Annotated in this window: 12 protein-coding genes and 1 pseudogene; 5 read left to right on the plus strand and 8 right to left on the minus strand. The window is 65.9% G+C overall.

Features of this window, described 5'->3' with window-relative positions:
* The first annotated feature begins 19 nt into the window (after positions 1 to 19).
* A complete protein-coding gene (locus tag ACIBG0_RS28615; protein WP_397036462.1) occupies positions 20 to 2,263 on the plus strand; it encodes a heavy metal translocating P-type ATPase in 2,244 nt (747 codons plus the stop codon).
* A 451-nt stretch (positions 2,264 to 2,714) separates the two neighbouring features.
* Here ACIBG0_RS28615 and ACIBG0_RS28620 read toward each other — a convergent pair whose 3' ends face one another.
* Positions 2,715 to 3,362, minus strand: coding sequence for a maleylpyruvate isomerase family mycothiol-dependent enzyme (locus ACIBG0_RS28620; RefSeq protein ID WP_397036464.1), 648 nt, complete (start codon positions 3,360 to 3,362; stop codon positions 2,715 to 2,717).
* 71 nt (positions 3,363 to 3,433) lie between these two features.
* Between ACIBG0_RS28620 and ACIBG0_RS28625 the strand changes: the two genes are divergently transcribed.
* From ACIBG0_RS28625 to ACIBG0_RS28635, 3 genes and pseudogenes are all read left to right on the plus strand, one after another.
* Positions 3,434 to 4,354 carry a MerR family transcriptional regulator gene (locus tag ACIBG0_RS28625; protein ID WP_397036465.1) on the plus strand — a complete coding sequence of 307 codons (921 nt, stop codon included), beginning with the start codon at positions 3,434 to 3,436 and terminating at the stop codon, positions 4,352 to 4,354.
* 162 nt (positions 4,355 to 4,516) lie between these two features.
* Positions 4,517 to 5,160, plus strand: a pseudogene (locus tag ACIBG0_RS28630) (dihydrofolate reductase family protein).
* A gap of 159 nt (positions 5,161 to 5,319) precedes the next feature.
* Positions 5,320 to 6,357, plus strand: a complete 1,038-nt coding sequence (locus tag ACIBG0_RS28635; RefSeq protein WP_397036467.1) for an alpha/beta hydrolase — start codon at positions 5,320 to 5,322, stop codon at positions 6,355 to 6,357.
* A 120-nt stretch (positions 6,358 to 6,477) separates the two neighbouring features.
* Here the strand turns inward: ACIBG0_RS28635 and ACIBG0_RS28640 are convergent, their stop codons facing one another.
* The 5 genes from ACIBG0_RS28640 to ACIBG0_RS28660 all read right to left on the minus strand — a co-directional run bounded on the left by ACIBG0_RS28640 (position 6,478) and on the right by ACIBG0_RS28660 (position 10,794).
* Positions 6,478 to 8,022: a serine/threonine-protein kinase gene (locus ACIBG0_RS28640; RefSeq protein WP_397036469.1), complete on the minus strand. Its 1,545-nt coding sequence runs from the start codon at positions 8,020 to 8,022 to the stop codon at positions 6,478 to 6,480.
* 113 nt (positions 8,023 to 8,135) lie between these two features.
* On the minus strand, positions 8,136 to 9,356 hold the full coding sequence (locus tag ACIBG0_RS28645) for a cytochrome P450 (protein ID WP_397036471.1): 1,221 nt from the start codon (positions 9,354 to 9,356) through the stop codon (positions 8,136 to 8,138).
* 41 nt (positions 9,357 to 9,397) lie between these two features.
* Entirely contained in the window at positions 9,398 to 9,598 is a 201-nt protein-coding gene (locus tag ACIBG0_RS28650; RefSeq protein ID WP_397036473.1) for a ferredoxin, read from the minus strand.
* A 3-nt stretch (positions 9,599 to 9,601) separates the two neighbouring features.
* The gene (locus ACIBG0_RS28655) at positions 9,602 to 9,727 is read right to left on the minus strand and encodes a hypothetical protein (RefSeq protein ID WP_397036475.1); all 126 of its coding nucleotides are present in this window, start codon (positions 9,725 to 9,727) and stop codon (positions 9,602 to 9,604) included.
* 422 nt (positions 9,728 to 10,149) lie between these two features.
* Positions 10,150 to 10,794, minus strand: coding sequence for a hypothetical protein (locus tag ACIBG0_RS28660; RefSeq protein ID WP_397036477.1), 645 nt, complete (start codon positions 10,792 to 10,794; stop codon positions 10,150 to 10,152).
* Positions 10,795 to 11,180: 386 nt separating this feature from the next.
* On the opposite strand from ACIBG0_RS28660, the gene ACIBG0_RS28665 reads away from it, so the two are divergent.
* Entirely contained in the window at positions 11,181 to 14,306 is a 3,126-nt protein-coding gene (locus tag ACIBG0_RS28665; RefSeq protein ID WP_397036478.1) for a BTAD domain-containing putative transcriptional regulator, read from the plus strand.
* On the opposite strand, the gene ACIBG0_RS28670 is transcribed toward ACIBG0_RS28665, so the two are convergent.
* Together ACIBG0_RS28670 and ACIBG0_RS28675 are read right to left on the minus strand one after the other, a co-directional pair.
* On the minus strand, positions 14,290 to 15,051 hold the full coding sequence (locus tag ACIBG0_RS28670) for an ABC transporter permease (protein WP_397036480.1): 762 nt from the start codon (positions 15,049 to 15,051) through the stop codon (positions 14,290 to 14,292). The two genes, ACIBG0_RS28665 and ACIBG0_RS28670, sit on opposite strands and share 17 nt — an antisense overlap.
* On the minus strand, positions 15,048 to 15,992 hold the full coding sequence (locus ACIBG0_RS28675; RefSeq protein WP_397036481.1) for an ATP-binding cassette domain-containing protein: 945 nt from the start codon (positions 15,990 to 15,992) through the stop codon (positions 15,048 to 15,050). The genes ACIBG0_RS28670 and ACIBG0_RS28675 overlap by 4 nt, the downstream gene beginning before the upstream one ends.
* Positions 15,993 to 16,774 lie beyond the last annotated feature (782 nt).

Below are 16,774 nucleotides of genomic sequence, written 5' to 3' on the forward strand. Positions count from 1 at the left end.
GCATAGAACGGAGCACACGATGACCACCGCGACACAACCATCAGCCGGACAGGTCGAATTGGTGATCGGTGGCATGACCTGCGCATCCTGCGCCAATCGCATCGAGAAGAAGCTGAACAAGCTCGACGGCGTCACCGCGACGGTCAACTATGCGACGGAGAAGGCGCGGGTCGATTTCAGCGGTGATATCTCACCGGAGCAGCTGATCGCCACCGTCGAACAGGCCGGTTACACCGCCACGCTGCCGAAGATCGAGGAACCCGCGGAAACCGCCGCCGATGACGATCCGACGGCGGCATTGCGAACCCGATTGCTGGTCTCACTGGTGCTGACGGTTCCGGTCATCGCGCTGGCCATGGCGCCCGCACTGCAGTTCGACAGCTGGCAGTGGCTTTCGCTGACGCTGGCCGCGCCGGTCGTGGTGTGGGGTGCACTGCCCTTCCACCGGGCCGCGTTGGCCAACCTGCGCCACGGCACCGCGACCATGGACACCCTGGTGTCGATGGGCACGCTCGCGGCATTCGGCTGGTCGCTGTACGCGCTGTTCTGGGGCACGGCCGGTATGCCAGGTATGAAGCATCCGTTCGAGTTGACCATCGCGCGAATGGACGGCACCGGCAGCATCTACCTGGAGGCCGCGGCGGGCGTCACGACCTTCATCCTGGCCGGACGCTATTTCGAGGCGCGCTCCAAGCGGCGGGCCGGGGCGGCGCTGCGGGCGCTGCTCGAGCTCGGCGCGAAGGAAGTCTCGGTACTGCGCGCTGGCGTTGAGCAGCGGATTCCGGTCGAGCAGTTGCGGGTTGGCGATACCTTCGTGGTGCGGCCCGGTGAGAAGATCGCAACCGACGGTGTGGTCGTCGAGGGTTCCTCGGCCGTCGACGCCTCGATGCTCACCGGTGAATCGGTGCCGGTAGAGGTCGGTCCCGAGGATGCGGTGGTCGGCGCGACGGTCAACGTCGGCGGTCGGATCGTAGTGCGCGCCAATCGCATCGGTGCTGATACCCAGCTGGCGCAGATGGCGAAAATGGTCGAGGACGCGCAGACCGGTAAGGCGCAGGCACAACGATTGGCCGACCGAATCTCCGGGATCTTCGTGCCGATCGTGATCGCATTGTCGGTCGCGACTCTCGGATTCTGGTTGGGCACCGGCGGCTCGGTCGCGGCGGCCTTCACCGCCGCGGTCGCGGTGCTCATCATCGCCTGCCCATGTGCCCTCGGGCTGGCCACGCCGACCGCGCTGCTCGTCGGCACCGGTCGCGGTGCGCAACTCGGCATTCTGATCAAGGGACCGGAGGTGCTGGAGTCGACCCGGCGGGTGGATACCGTGGTGCTCGATAAGACCGGCACCGTCACCACCGGCAAGATGACACTGCTCGATGTCATTGCGGCCGAGGGCGAGGACACCGCCGAGGTGCTGGCACTGGCGGGGACGCTGGAAGATTCATCGGAACACCCGATCGCCCAGGCAATCGCCAAGGGTGCACGGGATAAGGTCGCCACGCTGCGGCAGGTCGAGGATTTCGCGAATATCGAGGGCCTGGGTGTGCAGGGTGTGGTGGACGGCCACGCGGTAATCGTCGGGCGGGCAAGGCTGCTCGCGGACTGGTCACAGCAGCTGGACGCCGAACTCGAGCGGGCCATGCGGACAGCGGAAAACGATGGCAAGACCGCCGTCGCGGTAGGTTGGGACGGTAAAGCCCGCGGCGTGCTCGTCGTCGCGGATGCGGTGAAACCCACTTCCGCCGAAGCGATCTCGCAGCTGCAGGCGCTCGGACTCACTCCGATCATGCTGACCGGAGATAACACCGCCGCCGCGAAAGCCATTGCGGCACAGGTCGGTATCGATGAGGTTATCGCGGAAGTGCTGCCCGCCGACAAGGTCGACACCGTCAAGCGGCTGCAGGCCGAAGGCAAGGTGGTGGCGATGGTCGGCGACGGCGTCAACGATGCCGCGGCGCTGGCCCAAGCCGACCTCGGTCTGGCGATGGGCACCGGCACCGATGTCGCCATCGAGGCCAGCGACCTGACCCTGGTCCGCGGTGACCTGCGTGCGGCCGCCGATGCGATCCGGCTGTCCCGCAGGACCCTCGGCACCATCAAGGGCAACCTGTTCTGGGCCTTCGCCTATAACGTCGCGGCGATTCCATTGGCTATGGCCGGACTGCTGAACCCGATGCTCGCGGGCGCCGCCATGGCGTTCTCCTCGGTCTTCGTGGTCAGCAACAGCCTGCGCCTGCGCGGCTTCCGCTCCACCGCGCAATAGGAATCGGGCGGGACGGCGCCTGTGCCGTCCCGCCCGATCCCTCGGCTCACTGCAGAATGCCGCTATTACCCACGCCCATCGCGGCACTTCCGGTAGCCCATGCGGCGGCAGCACTTCCGGTCGCGGCCAAGAGGGAGAGCAGAATCATCGGTTCGACCTTTCGTAGAGCAACGTTCAGCAAACGAAAGCTACTGCCGCCCAAAGGCGTCCACAATCAGCTGCGCGATACTCTCGGCAACCTCTCGCGACATTGCCAGTCAATTCCCAGCAAGAAATTTCGCGTTTACCTGAGCGCGGTCGATGCCCTCCCGCCCCAACCCGGTTCGCCGAGCCTGTCAGCGGGAGGCGCACGGCAATTGATTGTGCGATCGGAAGCGATTCCCGATGCGGGTGATTCCCCGGGACCGATACGCGACGAAGGCCGTCCACTGAATCACCGACTCGGACACCACTACGACTGCGCGAACCGCGCTGCGTCGGCACCGGTGAGTTTGTCCCATGCGTGCTGGCGACCGGTTGTGATCAGGAGCAGGGCGGCGACCGGGCCGGTGATGGGAGATCCGACGCCGGCGGACCAGTCGGTGTCGGTTGCGACGAGGCGATAGCCGTTGAATTTCTTGCGGGCGTGAAATGGTGCGTCCATTGTCCAGATTCGGTTGATTGCCACTCGTGCGGCGGCTACCGGCATGTCATGGGTGATGCCGAGTGGGACGGCTATGTCTTGGCCGTGCACCAGGAGGTCCATCAGGCGGTCGGCCGGTGTCGTGCCGATCGCCGTGATCCGTGCGTCGATGCTGTCGCGCAACTCGCCGAGCAGTTGCTGGGTCGTGCGGCGCTCTGTGTGGCGAATGGCGGTATCGCGAATCGCCCGGTCCAGGCTGCCGCGGGCGCGGATCACATTGATCAGGATCCAACCAATGGAGGCGCGGGCCGACAGCACCACATGCGCGACGACATCGCGCACGCGCCAGCCATCGCACAGTGAAGTCTGGTCCCAGTCGGCTTCCGACAGCGGCTCCAATAGCTGGACCAGACCGGCTCGCTCGGCGGCGACAGCCCGCCAGATCTGGTCGGCACTCATCATCGTGTCCTGGGCCATCGCGTATCTCCTTGTCCCGATTGGTGTTCCAGTAGGGTAGGAACTCCACCGAGGTGGAGGTTCCAGCGAATGTGACCGAGAACACACACCGTGACGGCCTCGTGAGTATCGGAGAGCTGTCGCGAGTCACCGGCGTGCCAGTCCGCACACTCCGCTTCTACTGCGACAACGGCGTTCTGGAATCGCGGCGCAGCGGCGGCGGGCATCGACTGTTCGATCCGGCGGCCGCGGTCGAACAGGTGCTGCTGGTGCGTCGGCTACGCATGTTCGGCCTGAGCTTGTCGGCGATCATCGAAGTTCTCGCCGGAACCCTGACAATTGACGATGCGATCGCCGCGGAACGCGCCGCACTCGACACCGAACTCGGACTGCTGTCCTGGCGGCGGGCTTCGCTTCGCGCCGTCGAGGAAGCGCCACCCGCCGAACGCGCCCGACGATTGGAACTGCTTGCGTCCGTGCAAGATCGGTCCCGCGCACACGACAATCTGGTGACGTTCTGGCGGACACTACTCGCCCCGATCCCACCGGCACTGTTCGACGGATTCGTCGCGATGAACATCCCGCACCTACCCGAGAATCCGACGCCGCAGCACATGGTCGCCTTCGCCGAGCTCACCACCCACGTCGCCGATCCCGCGTGCACCGCCGCGATGTCGCGGCAACTCTGGCGGACGAATCCGACCCGAATCCACGACAAACTCGCACTGGTCATCGGGGTCGCCGAAGCGTGCGCGGCCGTGGACTCGCTCACCCGCCCGCACCCCGGCCCCGAGCTCGATCGGTTCATCGACGCGCACGCCACCGCCCGTCGCGACCGGGATACCCCACACCTACGACATCGACTCCTCGACAACGCATCCGACAACGACCCGCGCATCCATCGCTACTGGCAACTCACCACCGAGATAACCGGAACCACCACCGCCGGAACGGCTCTCGACTGGCTGTATCGAGCACTCGCCCAGTGGGCCGACGATGTCCACCAGCGGTAGCTGTTCGAACTGCGGCGATAGACACTCGGCGACTGCTTCAGCGGTCAGTGAGCACTCGAGTTCGGCCATTGAATCCGCACGGTCACCACTAACTGGTTGCACAATGAGATCAGTCTAGGTAAATTCCCAGCCGATTGCACATTGCAATCAGGAGGGATGCCAATGACACAACTGGTGCGAGTTCAGAACTTCAATGTCTCCAGCGATGGATACGGCGCAGGCGAGGGGCAGAGCCGCGAACGCCCATTCGGCCACGCCGATCCGACCGCGCTCTTCTCCTGGGCGGGCGCCACCGCCCACTGGCCCAACCGAACCGATCCCGGCGGCACCTACGGCCTCGACGACTATTGCACCCGCGACTTCACCAACAACATCGGCGCGGAGATCATGGGGCGCAATAAATTCGGTCCACAGCGAGGCCCATGGGAGAACTACGACTGGCAAGGCTGGTGGGGCGACGAACCCCCGTTCCGTACACCTGTTTTCGTCCTCACCCACCATGTGCGCCCCTCGATCACTCTGGGCGAACCACCTTCCACTTCCTCGACGCGTCTCCGAAAGAGGCACTGGAGCAGGCATTCGACGCGGCCGATGGCAAGGATGTGCGCATCGGCGGCGGTGTTGCCACGGTCCGGGAGTTCCTCGCCGCCGATCTCATCGACAACATGCACATAGCCGTTGCCTCAACCGAACTCGGCCGCGGCGAACGATTGTGGACCAGCCCCGACGAACTCACCGACCGTTTTCATCTCGAGCAGATCCCGAGCCCGAGCGGTGTGGTGCATCACTTCTTCTGGCGAAGGTGATGCCACGCTCGGCCGCAACGCTCAGCGACCCCCAGGACTGGGGGCTTCCCGCCGCATCCAGCGTCCGATTCGATCTACGGTAGTAACGATTGCCCGTTTGGTGGATCAGCCAAACAGGTTCGAACGTTGCGCGGATGCGATATTCAGGAGTGACGCGGTATGCGATTCAGAGATCTCGTTGCGGCGGCCGCCGCTGTGACGGTCGTCGGCACGGGAGTGAGCCTGATGGCGCCTGCCGCCTCGGCCGCACCGATCAACAGCGCGGCCAAGGCACCGGACGGTTCCTACATCGAGAAAGTAGAGACCCGCGGCGACCGCAAACTGCAGCTCGAGATTCACTCCACGGCCATGGATCGGACCTTTCCGGTCCTGGTTGATCTGCCTGCGGACAACTCGGTCCCGCGCCCGACGCTGTATCTGGTCAACGGAGGCGGCGGCGGTGTCGACGGTAACGCTTCCTGGGATCAGAAGACCGACGCCAAGGAATTCCTCGGCGACAAGAACATCAATGTCGTCGAGCTGATCGGCGGCCGGTGGAGCTACTTCGCCGACTGGCGCGCGACCGATCCGGTGCTCGGCGTCAACAAATGGCAGACCTTCTACACCGAGGAGCTGCCGCCGATCATCGACGCGGCACTGGGCACCAACGGCAAGAACTCGATCGCGGGCTACTCGATGGCAGGGACATCGGTGCTGATGCTGGCCATTACCAAGCCCGGCCTGTTCCAAAATGTCGCCGCCTACAGCGGCTGTGCGCAGACCAGCGATCCGGTCGGCCAGAAGTTCGTGCAGACCACGGTCGAAACCTGGGGCGGCGGTAACCCGGACAATATGTGGGGACCCGCCGACAACCCGCTGTGGCAAGCCAACGATCCGGTCCTGCACGCCGATAAACTGCGCGGCACGAACCTGTGGGTCGCGGCAGGCGGAGGTCTCCCCGGCGAGCACGACGCTCCCGGCAACCCGTTCATCATGGGCGACGACAAGTACAACCCGATCAGCGTGGCCAACCACGTCGTCGTCGGTGGCATCATCGAGGCCGCGATGAGCGCGTGCTCGCACAACCTCCAGAACCGGTTGAACGAGTTGGGAATTCCGGCGACCTTCGACCTGCCCCCGACCGGCACCCACACCTGGGGCTACTGGCAGGACGACCTCAAGCACTCCTGGCCGGTGCTGTCCAAAGACCTCTACTGACCCCTACCGCATTCCGGGCCCCGACCTGTGCCAGCCACGGGCCGGGGCCCGTCGCTATCGACACCCGTACATCAGCCGCGACTCGCAGGTATCGACGCGTCGCGGGCCGTCGGCTCGCAGCTACCCGATGGACACGGTCACGCCCTCGGACGACGGGGCACCATGTAGGACCAGCTGGCTCGGGGCGTCGTTCTTCTTGTCATTTTTCTTGCCGTTCTTATCCTTGCCAGGTAGGTCGAAGGCCAACCGGGTCGTGCTGGTACTGCCGGGAGCGATCTGGTCGACGGCGTTGCTCAGTTCGGTAGTCGCGGTCGCGTCGGGGGCAAGGGTGCGGCCCGCAGCGGTGATCAGGCGCTGATCGGCGATGCGGAAGACTTGGCCGTGTTGGGAGACGTTGGTGACGGTCAACGTCACGATGGTGTAGGAACCGCCCGGGCTCGCCGACCCGGTGCGGCTCACGTTGGATACCACCCCTGTGATGGTGAAAGCGAAGTTCCCGTCGCGCACCGCACCGGCCGGAACCGGGGATTGTCCACCGGTCGAGGGAGGAAGCGAATTGGTCGAGGCAGCAGCGGAGGTCGTGGAGGCAGGAACGGAGTCGGAACCGAGGACTCCGCTCAGCAGCCACAGGGCCGCCGCGGCGACGAGTGCCAGCCCGGCCGCGATCGGTAACCACCAGCGCGCCAGCGGCTTTCGCCGAGGAAGCTCGGCCGTAAATGAGACTGCCCGGGGCTCGTGCGTTCGGGGCGCCGGCCGATGGTCGGCCAAGGTCGGCGGCGGGCCGACGGCGGTCATGACGCGGGTCGGGTGACCATCCGATGTCACAGGGGCCGCGAGCGCCGACGCGGACCCATCCAAGGCCGCACTCGCCGCGGCGGCGAATTCTCCCGCGCTTGCGTAGCGTTCCCCCGGTTCTTTGGCCATACCACGGGCGATAACAGCATCCAGTGCTGGCGGGACACCTCCGACCGCCCGCGACGCACGCGGAGGCTCGGCCATCAAATGCGCATGCATCTGCTGTGCCGGATCGCCGTCACCATATGGCAGTTTCCCGGTGAGGGTTTCATACAGCACACAGGCCAGCGAATAGACATCCGAGCGCACATCGGCCGTACCGGTGAACCGCTCCGGCGCCATATAGCCCAACGTCCCCACCACCAAGCCGGTGGCCGTGAGAGCGCTGCCGTCGGCGGCGCGGGCGATACCGAAGTCGATCAGATACACGAAACCGCTGGTGTCTTCGAGGATATTGCCCGGCTTGACGTCCCGATGAACAAGCCCGGCCGCATGTGCGGCATCCAGCGCCTGCGCGGCCTGGGCAATGACCTCGACCGCCCGAGCAGGCACCAGCGCACCCGACCGCAGCCGCGTGGCCAGATCGATGCCCTCGATGTAGACCATCTCCAAAAACAGATGACCATCGACCTCACCGAAGGCACGGATCGGCACGATGTGCGGGTTGCGCACCTGGGCGCCCAGCCGGGCCTCCCGCTCGAAACGGCGTCGATAGGCCGGATCGGCGGAATACGCGGCGGACAATACCTTCAACGCGACGATGCCGCCGGTGCGGTCGCGCGCCAACCACACCTCACCCATACCGCCACGACCCACCAAGCGTTCGAGGTGGTAGTTCCCGAACGAGCCACCAGCGCTCTGCACCGACACACCCTGACCGTATCGCTGGGTGGCGCTGCCCCGGCGACCGGGAGACCCGGTGCGCTCGTGCCCTCAGGGCGGGATCCGCCGGATCCTCGCCCTGAGCCACTCGGCCGACGGTTTTACCGGGCAGTCCAGGTGACCGGCAGTTCGTGGACACCATAGATATTCATGTCCGTCCTGAGTTTCACCTCGTCGGCGGGGATCGCGAGGGCCAGGGTCGGGAAGCGACGCAGCAGTCCGGCAAAACCGGCACGCATTTCGATGCGGGCCAGTTGCTGGCCGAGGCACTGGTGCACGCCGTGGCCGAAGGACACGAGACCGCGAGCCTTACGGTGCACATCCAGGGTGTCGGGATTGTCGAAGCGCTGGGGGTCGCGGTTGGCGGCCAGCAGCGAGACGACGACGGTCGATCCCTTGCCGATTGTTTCGCCGCCGAGTTCGATGTCGTCGGTGGCGTAGCGATAGAAGATGTCGGCGACGGACAGGTAGCGCATGAGTTCCTCGACGGCGTCGGGGATCAGATCCGGGTCGGCGCGCAGTTCAGCCAGCTGCTCCGGATGCTCCAGGAGCGCGAAGGTGCCCAGCGCCAACATGTTCGCGGTGGTCTCGTGGCCGGCGAGCAGCAGCAGGAAGGCGATGCCCACCAGTTCCTCGATGCTGAGGTCGTCGTCGCGGGCCAGATCGGACAGCAGGTCGTCGCCGGGTTCGGCGCGCTTGCCCGTGACCAGTTCGGCAAGGTAGGTGTTCATCGCGCCGAACGCGGCCATCTTCTCCTCCAGCGTCTGGTCCTTGACCAAGAACTGGGCGGAGTTGACCTGGAAGGTCGCCCGGTCCGCGTAGGGGACACCCAGCAGTTCACAGATCACCAGCGAGGGCACCGGCAGAGCGAAGGCCTTGACCAGGTCGACCGGCGGGGACAGCCGCGCCATCTCGTCCAGTTGCCGCTCGGTGATGTCGACAATGTGCTCTTCGAGCTGCTTCATTCGTTTGACGGTGAAGGCGCCGGTGAGCTTGCGCCGCAGGCGGGTATGGTCCGGCGGGTCCATGGCGATGAACAAGCCCGGGATCTGCGGGGACGGTTCGGTGGCGGCGGGCATGCCCGGGGTTTCGTATGGCACGTGGACGATGCCGATGTCCTGGCGGGAGCTGAACCGGGTGTCGGCCATGAGCTTGCGGACCGCGTCGTAACCGGTGACGAGCCAGCCCTCGTGCCCGTCGGGGAAGAGCATGGGGCTGACCGGGCGAGCCTCGCGCAGCCGGGTGATTTCGCGGGGCGGGGCGAAGGGGTCCGCATTGCGTTCCATGGGGAGGCCGTGCGGGACGGGAACCGTTTGAGTCATGGGGTTTTCCTGATCAGGTGATAGGGATGGGTTGGCAGGGTCTAGTCGCCGGAGACGATGGTGATCGCGCCGGACGGGCAGATCTGGGCGGCCTCGCGGACGGCCGACGCCCACTCGGGTGCGGGTGTGGTGTCCAGTGGCACCACTCGGCCGTCCTCGTCGTTCTGGTCGAATACTCCGGGCGCGGTCAGTACGCACATGCCGGCGCCGATGCAGCGTTCCCGGTCCACCCTGAGTTCCATCGATTACCCCTTCTTCGAAATGACCGGGCCGCTGCTGAGCGCGTACGTGCGCAGCTCGATGCCGTCGAGGATCGTCTTGTCACCATGTGCCGTCCGCAGCCCGGAAGCGGAAATCGCTGAACTATTCACATGAACACTGTCGCCAGGCCGCCTGATATCGAGCTGACACCGGCCTGACACGGTGTTCGACCTGGTCACAGCGCGGACATCGCGCGATGCCGTATTGACCGCCGCGCGCTCGTGTGATGGCTGTCTGTCGTGCAATCCGCCACGCGCTTGGCGCTGGCTGTGCGCGATGCCCGTGGATGGTGTGCCATTTGATGTCCGCACACACCTTGGGGCCATGGGTGCAACACCCGCCGGCTGTACACCGCGCTGAGATCATCTCGGATAGGGAATTGCCGTCACCGAGGGCGACCGGGAAGTTCGCACGCGAGCTGGCGCGCATTGGCCGCGACTTCACCTTCGACCGCAGGAAAGCCGACCGATCCCGGCGCACGACGCCGATGTGGCGTCGCGCCGCCGGTCAAGTCTCGACAGAGCCGGGTGCATTACGCCGCGATGGCGTGCCGAATGATGATGTTGCCGTAGGAGTTCCGCGCGTACACCTGCACGGTGTCCGTGTTGTGCGCATGCCGGTCGACCGGTTGCATCTGATTCTGCACGGTTCCGTGCTTGGCATTGGTCTCCACCAGGACCGCGCTGCTCGGGCTGATACCTACCTCCAATTCGCCCATGGACGTCTCCAGCCGCACCACGCCGCGCGATGCTTCACCGATGCGGATATTGCCCTTCGCGGTTTTCGCGGTCACCGAATCGCGCGGACGCTCGATGATGATGTCGCCGGCGGCGATCTCGAGGTCGCACTGTCCGAGTTCACCGGTGCCCAGCAATCGGCCGACACCGGCGGTGCCCTCGAGCCGGGAGCCGGTGGGCACCTCGATGATCACCTCGATCGACGGGTTGCCGCCGAACGGGGTGTAGGTGCGCCAGTCTTTCGGCGTCTTGACGGTCAGGGTGCCATCACTGAAATCGACCTGGGTCTGTTCGGCGGCGCGCACGTCGCCCTTTTTGGATGCATCGGCCGGTCGGACCTCGACGACGGTGTCGGTACGGTCGGCGGCGATGACCGTGACATTGCCGGACAGCACGTCGACGGTGACGGCGATCGGTTCGGGGGTCTGGAATGCGTACATGGCTGTTCTCCTTCAGCGTGTGAATCGGTTGGGGTGTGAACCTGCTGCTGTGCTGTTCACGAGCACTACTTTCGCCAGCACGGCTGATACCGAACTGACGCCGACCTGACACGTCCGCTGACACGGTGTTCGGCCTGTTCGGGGCGGAAAATTGCGCGATCGGCAATGCGTTGCGCAGGTGCGCTACCGCTGATTGCCCTGCCGTGGAACCGGTGGAAATTCGTTGGCGCCTACTTTTGCGGGCTGGCGGTCCCAGCGGCGGCAATCCGAGCGCGACGGGCCGACTTGCGGCCCACGGCAGAATGGTCCGAGTGCAGATCGGGATGCTTGGACCGCTCGAGATTCGGGTAGATGACGGGGGATTGCTAGAGGTACCAGGTGCTCGGTTGCGGGCGCTGTTGATCGCTCTCGCGCTCGAACCCGGTCGTGCGGTCCCGAAAGCCAAACTGGTCGACTGGATTTGGGGTGAGCAGCCGCCGTCCGATGCGGCGAATGCCTTGCAAGCACTGGTTTCCCGACTGCGACGCGTGCTGCCGGAAGGGGCGCTCGACGTGCAGGCGGGCGGATACCGGCTCACGGTGCAACCCGACGCTGTCGATGCCGTGCGCTTCGAACAGCTTCTCGACCAAGCCCGCGGCGGTGACGTCGCGCACCAGGCCGAGCTGCTGCGGGAGGCCCTCGACCTGTGGCGCGGTGCGCTGATACAGGACGTCGGTGTGCCGGACAGTGCGGCCGTCGACGCGGTGATCACCCGGCTCGAGGGGCTGCGCCTGGCCGCCATGGAGGATCTCTACGAAGCGGAGATCCGCCTCGGCCGGGGTGCGGAGCTGGTCAGCGAGCTGACCGAGCTGGTGGCCCGGCATCCGGTGCGGGAACGGCTCATCGCCGCACTGATGCGTGCGCTCGCCGCCGCGGGTCGTGGCGCCGAGGCACTGATCGTGTACCAGCGGGCACGGGAAGTCCTCGCCGACGAGCTGGGCGTGGATCCCGCACCGGAGCTGTCCGCACTGCACGTCGCACTGCTGCGCGGCGAAGGGGCAGCCAAGGAAAACGAGCGCAATACGAACCTGCGGGCCGAGTTGACCAGCTTCGTCGGCAAGGACGGCGATATTGCCGCAGTGCGCGAACTCATTGCGGCACATCGGCTCACCACCCTGACCGGGCCCGGTGGCTCAGGAAAAACCCGGCTGGCCCTGGAAACCGCGCGGACCCTGCTCGACGACTTGCCGGACGGGGCCTGGCTGGTAGAACTGGCGTCCGTCGGCGCGAGCGGTGACGTGGCGCAATCGGCGCTCGCCGCGCTCGGGCTCCGGGATGCACTGCTCGGCGCCGCACCGAATGCGGAACCTATGGACCGCCTCGTCGCGGCGCTCCGCGAGCGCGAGACGTTGTTGATCCTGGATAACTGTGAACATGTGATCGACGCCGCGGCGGCATTCGCCCACCGGCTGCTCGGCGAGTGTCAGCGGCTGCGGATCCTCGCGACGAGCCGAGAACAGCTCGGCATCACGGGCGAGGCGTTATGGCAGGTCGTGCCCCTGACGTTGCCCGCCGAGAACGCGGATCCCAGCGAAATCCAGTCCTGCGCCGCCGTTCAGCTGTTGCGCGACCGGGCCGGCGTGGTGCACAAGGATCTCGCGGCCGATACCCGCACACTGTCGACCATGGCGCGCGTCTGCCGAGCGCTCGACGGGATACCGCTGGCGATCGAACTGGCCGCGGCCAGACTGCGCACCATGTCCCTCGAGCAGCTCGCCAACCGCCTCGACGATCGGTTCCGCCTACTGACCGGTGGCAGCCGTACCGCGATCCCGCAGCACCGGACGTTGCGGGCAGTGGTCGACTGGAGCTGGGAGCTGCTCACCGACGCCGAACGAATGGTGCTGCGCAGGCTCGCGGTGTTCTCCGGCGGCGCGAGTTTGGAGGCGGCTGAGCAGGTCTGCGCTGATACCGCGGGCGGTGCCGAAGGGCAGGGGGATGGGAAAAACCCAGTGGTCGAGCAGTGGGAGGTGCTGGAGCTGCTGACGGCGCTCACCGAGAAATCGCTGCTGCTCTCCGTGGCGGACAGTGCTCCTCCCGCCGGCTCGCCCGGTGGGCCGCGCTATCGGATGCTCGACACGATCAAGCAGTACGCCCGGGACCGGCTCGTGGCGTCGGGGGAAGCGGATCTTGTACGCCGAGAGCATCTTTCGTACTTCACCGAACTCGCCGCGACCGCGGAGCCGCACCTGCGCCGCGCCGACCAGTTGGAGTGGCTCGCCACGCTCGAGGCCGAGCACGACAACATCGCCGTCGCGATGCGTGGCGCGCTCGCGGTCGGGGACGCGGCGGGGGCAATGCGGCTCGCGGCGGCAGCGGGCTGGTACTGGTGGCTCAGCGGGCACAAGGCCGAGGGCATGGAGCTGATCACCGCCGCGGCCGACCTGCCCGGCGAGGTGGATGATGAGACCCTGGCCATCGTGTACGGGCTGATCGTGCACTTCATGTCCTCCGGCCCCAATGACGAGCGCCAAGTCGACGAATGGATCCACAAGGCATACCGGTTCAGCCAGCGCAGTCGGTCCCGCTATCCCCTGCTGGCGTTCACCGCCGCACTCGAACACATGTTGCAGGGGCCGGACCAGTACCTGTCCGCGTTCGAACCGCTGCTCACCGACGAAGACCCCTGGGTGCGTGCACTGGCCCGGCTGCTCCTGGGCAGGATGCGGATCGTGCTCGGCCAGGACGGGCGGGAGGCGGACGAGTATCTCGAGACCGCGCTCGCCGAATTCCGGGCCATCGGCGAGCGCTGGGGCATTTCGTTCGCGCTGACCGAGCTGGCGGACCGAATCGCCGTGCGCGGCGAATTCGCCACTGCCTGCGGGTACTTCGATCAGGCGATCGCGGTGGTCACCGAGGTGGGCACGATCGACGATGTCGTCCGGATGCGCTCGCGGCAGGCGCAGCTGTACTGGCTACTGGGTGATGCGCAGGCTAGCGCGGCGGCCATGGCCGAGGCACAGCGGTGCGCGGATCAGTCCGGATGGCCGAACACTCTGGCTGTTTTGGCCCTGGAGAAGGCGGAGCTGGCCCGTTGGAACGGCGACACCGAGCAGACATACCGGCAGATCGGCGTCGCGACAACCGCGCTGGGCAGCGATGCGGAGCAGGCACAAATCAGGGCGGTGACACACAACCAACTCGGCTACCTCGCAGACGGTCTCGACGAAGCCCGCGAAGAATACACAGCGGCCTTCCAGGCGGCGTCCGAGGCGGGATACGCGCCCCTGCTCGCCCAGGTGCTCGTCGGAATCGCGGACCTGGCACTGCGGACCGACCAAATCGAACAGGCCGTTCGGCTGCTCGCGGCGAGTGCCGCAGTACGCGGATTGCCGGATCGTTCCCAACCGGACGTGGCCCGCATCGAGCAGACAGCACGACGTCGCCTCGGTGCAGCGCGCTTCACCGAGGCGACGAACGAAGGTGCTCAGGCGGACTGGCGTGAACTGGTGGCAACTACGCTCGCTTGCTGAACGTGGCGCGTGACCACACGTATCCGACGAGGGCGAACCCGGCACACCAGGCCAGCGCCGCGGCGGTGTAGCCACCCGAGGGATGGCCGTTGAGAAACCCCCGCAGTGATTCGATGATCGGGGTGAAGGGCTGATACTGCGCGAACTGCCGCACGCCCTGTCCCATCTTGTCCGCGGGCACGACCGCGCTGCTCACAAAGGGCAGCATGATCAGCGGCACCACGCCCATGCCCGCCGATTCCGGAGTTTTCGCGGCCATTCCGAGCGCCACCGTCAGCCAGGAGGCCGCGAAGGATGTCGCCGCCATGATGCCGATCGCGCCGAGCCAGTCGAGTGCGGTCGCGGGCGGCCGGAACCCCAGCCCGAAGGCCACACCGATAACGGCCGCGATGGCTACCGCATTGGTCAGTATGGTGGCTACGACGTGACCGGTCAGTACAGCGCTACGGGATACATCCATAACCTTGAACCGGTTGATGATGCCCTTCGCCATATCGGAGCTCACCGATACCGCGGTACCCGACAACCCGTAGCTGATGGCCAGCAGGATCATGCCCGGTGTCGCGTAGTCGATGTAGTGTTCGCCGACATCGAAGGCGCTGCCGAACACGTACACGAAGATCAACATCATCACGACCGGCATCAGCGCCGCGTTGAATACCGTGACCGGAGTTCGGGCGATGTGTTTGAAGTTGCGCCGCAGCATGATCGACGAATCGGCCAGCGGTGCGGAAATGGTGCTCATTGTGCGTTGGCCTCCGTGGTCGCGTGACCGGTCAGGGAAAGGAAAACGTCATCGAGATCGGGGGTGTGGACGGAGACTTCCTCGGCGTCGATAGAGATTTCGGCGAGCCGGTCCAGCAGGTGGCGCAATGATTTCGTCCCACCGTCGCCCGGCACCCGCAAAGTCAGCGCCTCGTCGTCGCGGGTGGATCCGGACAGGATCCGCGCCGCCGCATCCAGTTCCGTGACAGTGGTGAACCGAAGCCGTATGTGGCTGCCGGGCACCTGGCGCTTGAGGTCGTCGGGAGTGCCCTCGGCGACTATGCGGCCCTGGTCGAGCACCGCGATCCGGTCGGCCAACTGATCGGCTTCCTCGAGATACTGGGTGGTGAGGAAGATCGTCACGCCATCGGAGGTCAGATCCCGCACGATTTCCCACATCGTGCGACGACTACGCGGATCCAGTCCCGTGGTCGGCTCGTCGAGGAAAACGATTTCCGGCCTGGTGACCAGCGTCATCGCCAGGTCGAGCTTGCGGCGCATACCCCCGGAATAGGTCGCCGCCCGCTTGCGCGCCGACTCGAGCAGATCGAACCGTTCCAGCAACTCGGTAATCACCCGCTTGCCTTCGGTCCCCCGCAGACGGTGGATATCCGCCATCAACTGGAGGTTCTCCTCCCCCGTCAACAGGTCATCCACCGCCGCGAACTGACCGGTGACCCCGATCGCCGCGCGCACCGCCTTGGTCTCGGACGCGATATCGTGCCCGGCAACATGCGCCGTGCCGCTATCGGCCTTCAACAGCGTGGTCAGCACGTTCACCGTCGTCGTCTTACCCGCCCCATTCGGACCGAGCAGGGAGAAAATCGTCCCGGCACCGATATCCAAATCAATGCCATCGAGGACAACTTTGTCCCCGTATGCCTTTCGCAGCCCAGTAGCCGCAATCGCTGAAGTTGTCATGGCGACTACTGTCATCGGCGGGCCTGATACCGACCTGACACCGAGCTGACATGGCGTTTGCCCTGGTCACAGCGATCGGCCAGCGGACACGGTGTGGTTGGTGTGGTCCAGCGTGGCTTGCCTGCCGTCCTGCGGCTCCACCCGCTGGCCACGATGGTGCCCCAGCCATCAGCCCGGGCGGCATGGACTCTCGCAGTGTCGAATGTCCTTGCGGCGGCGATGGTTCCGATGCAACGGGCGATCGACCGGACGGCTCCGAATGGGACCGCCGCAAGAGCGCATCCCCACATCGCAGAGACGCTGACGATTATCGAAGCTGACTCTCGCGGCCAAGCAGCGCGTGCTTTCCGTCTGGGGCGGCGTGGACCCTCGCAGCGTCGAATGTAACTGCGGTGGCGATGGTTCCGAAGCGACGGACGATCGACCGGACGGCTCCGAATGGGACCGCCGCAAGAGCGCATCCCCACATCGCAGAGACGCTGACGATTATCGAAGCTGACTCTCGCGGCCAGGCAGCGCGTGCTTTCCGTCTGGGGCGGCGTGGACCCTCGCAGCGCCGAATGTCCCTGCGGCGGCGATATTTCCGAAGCGACAGCGACCGACCGGGCGGCTCCGAATCGGGCCGCCGCAAGAGCGCATCCCCACATCGCAGAGACGCTGACGATTATCGAAGCTGACACCCCGACCAGGCAGCGCGTGCTTTCCGTCTGGGGCGGCGTGGGCTCTCACAGCGCCGAATGTCCCTGCGGCGGCGATATTTCCGAAGCGACAGCGATCGACCG

Origin of the sequence: Nocardia sp. NPDC050630, assembly GCF_044457245.1 — a bacterium.
Lineage (GTDB): Bacteria > Actinomycetota > Actinomycetes > Mycobacteriales > Mycobacteriaceae > Nocardia.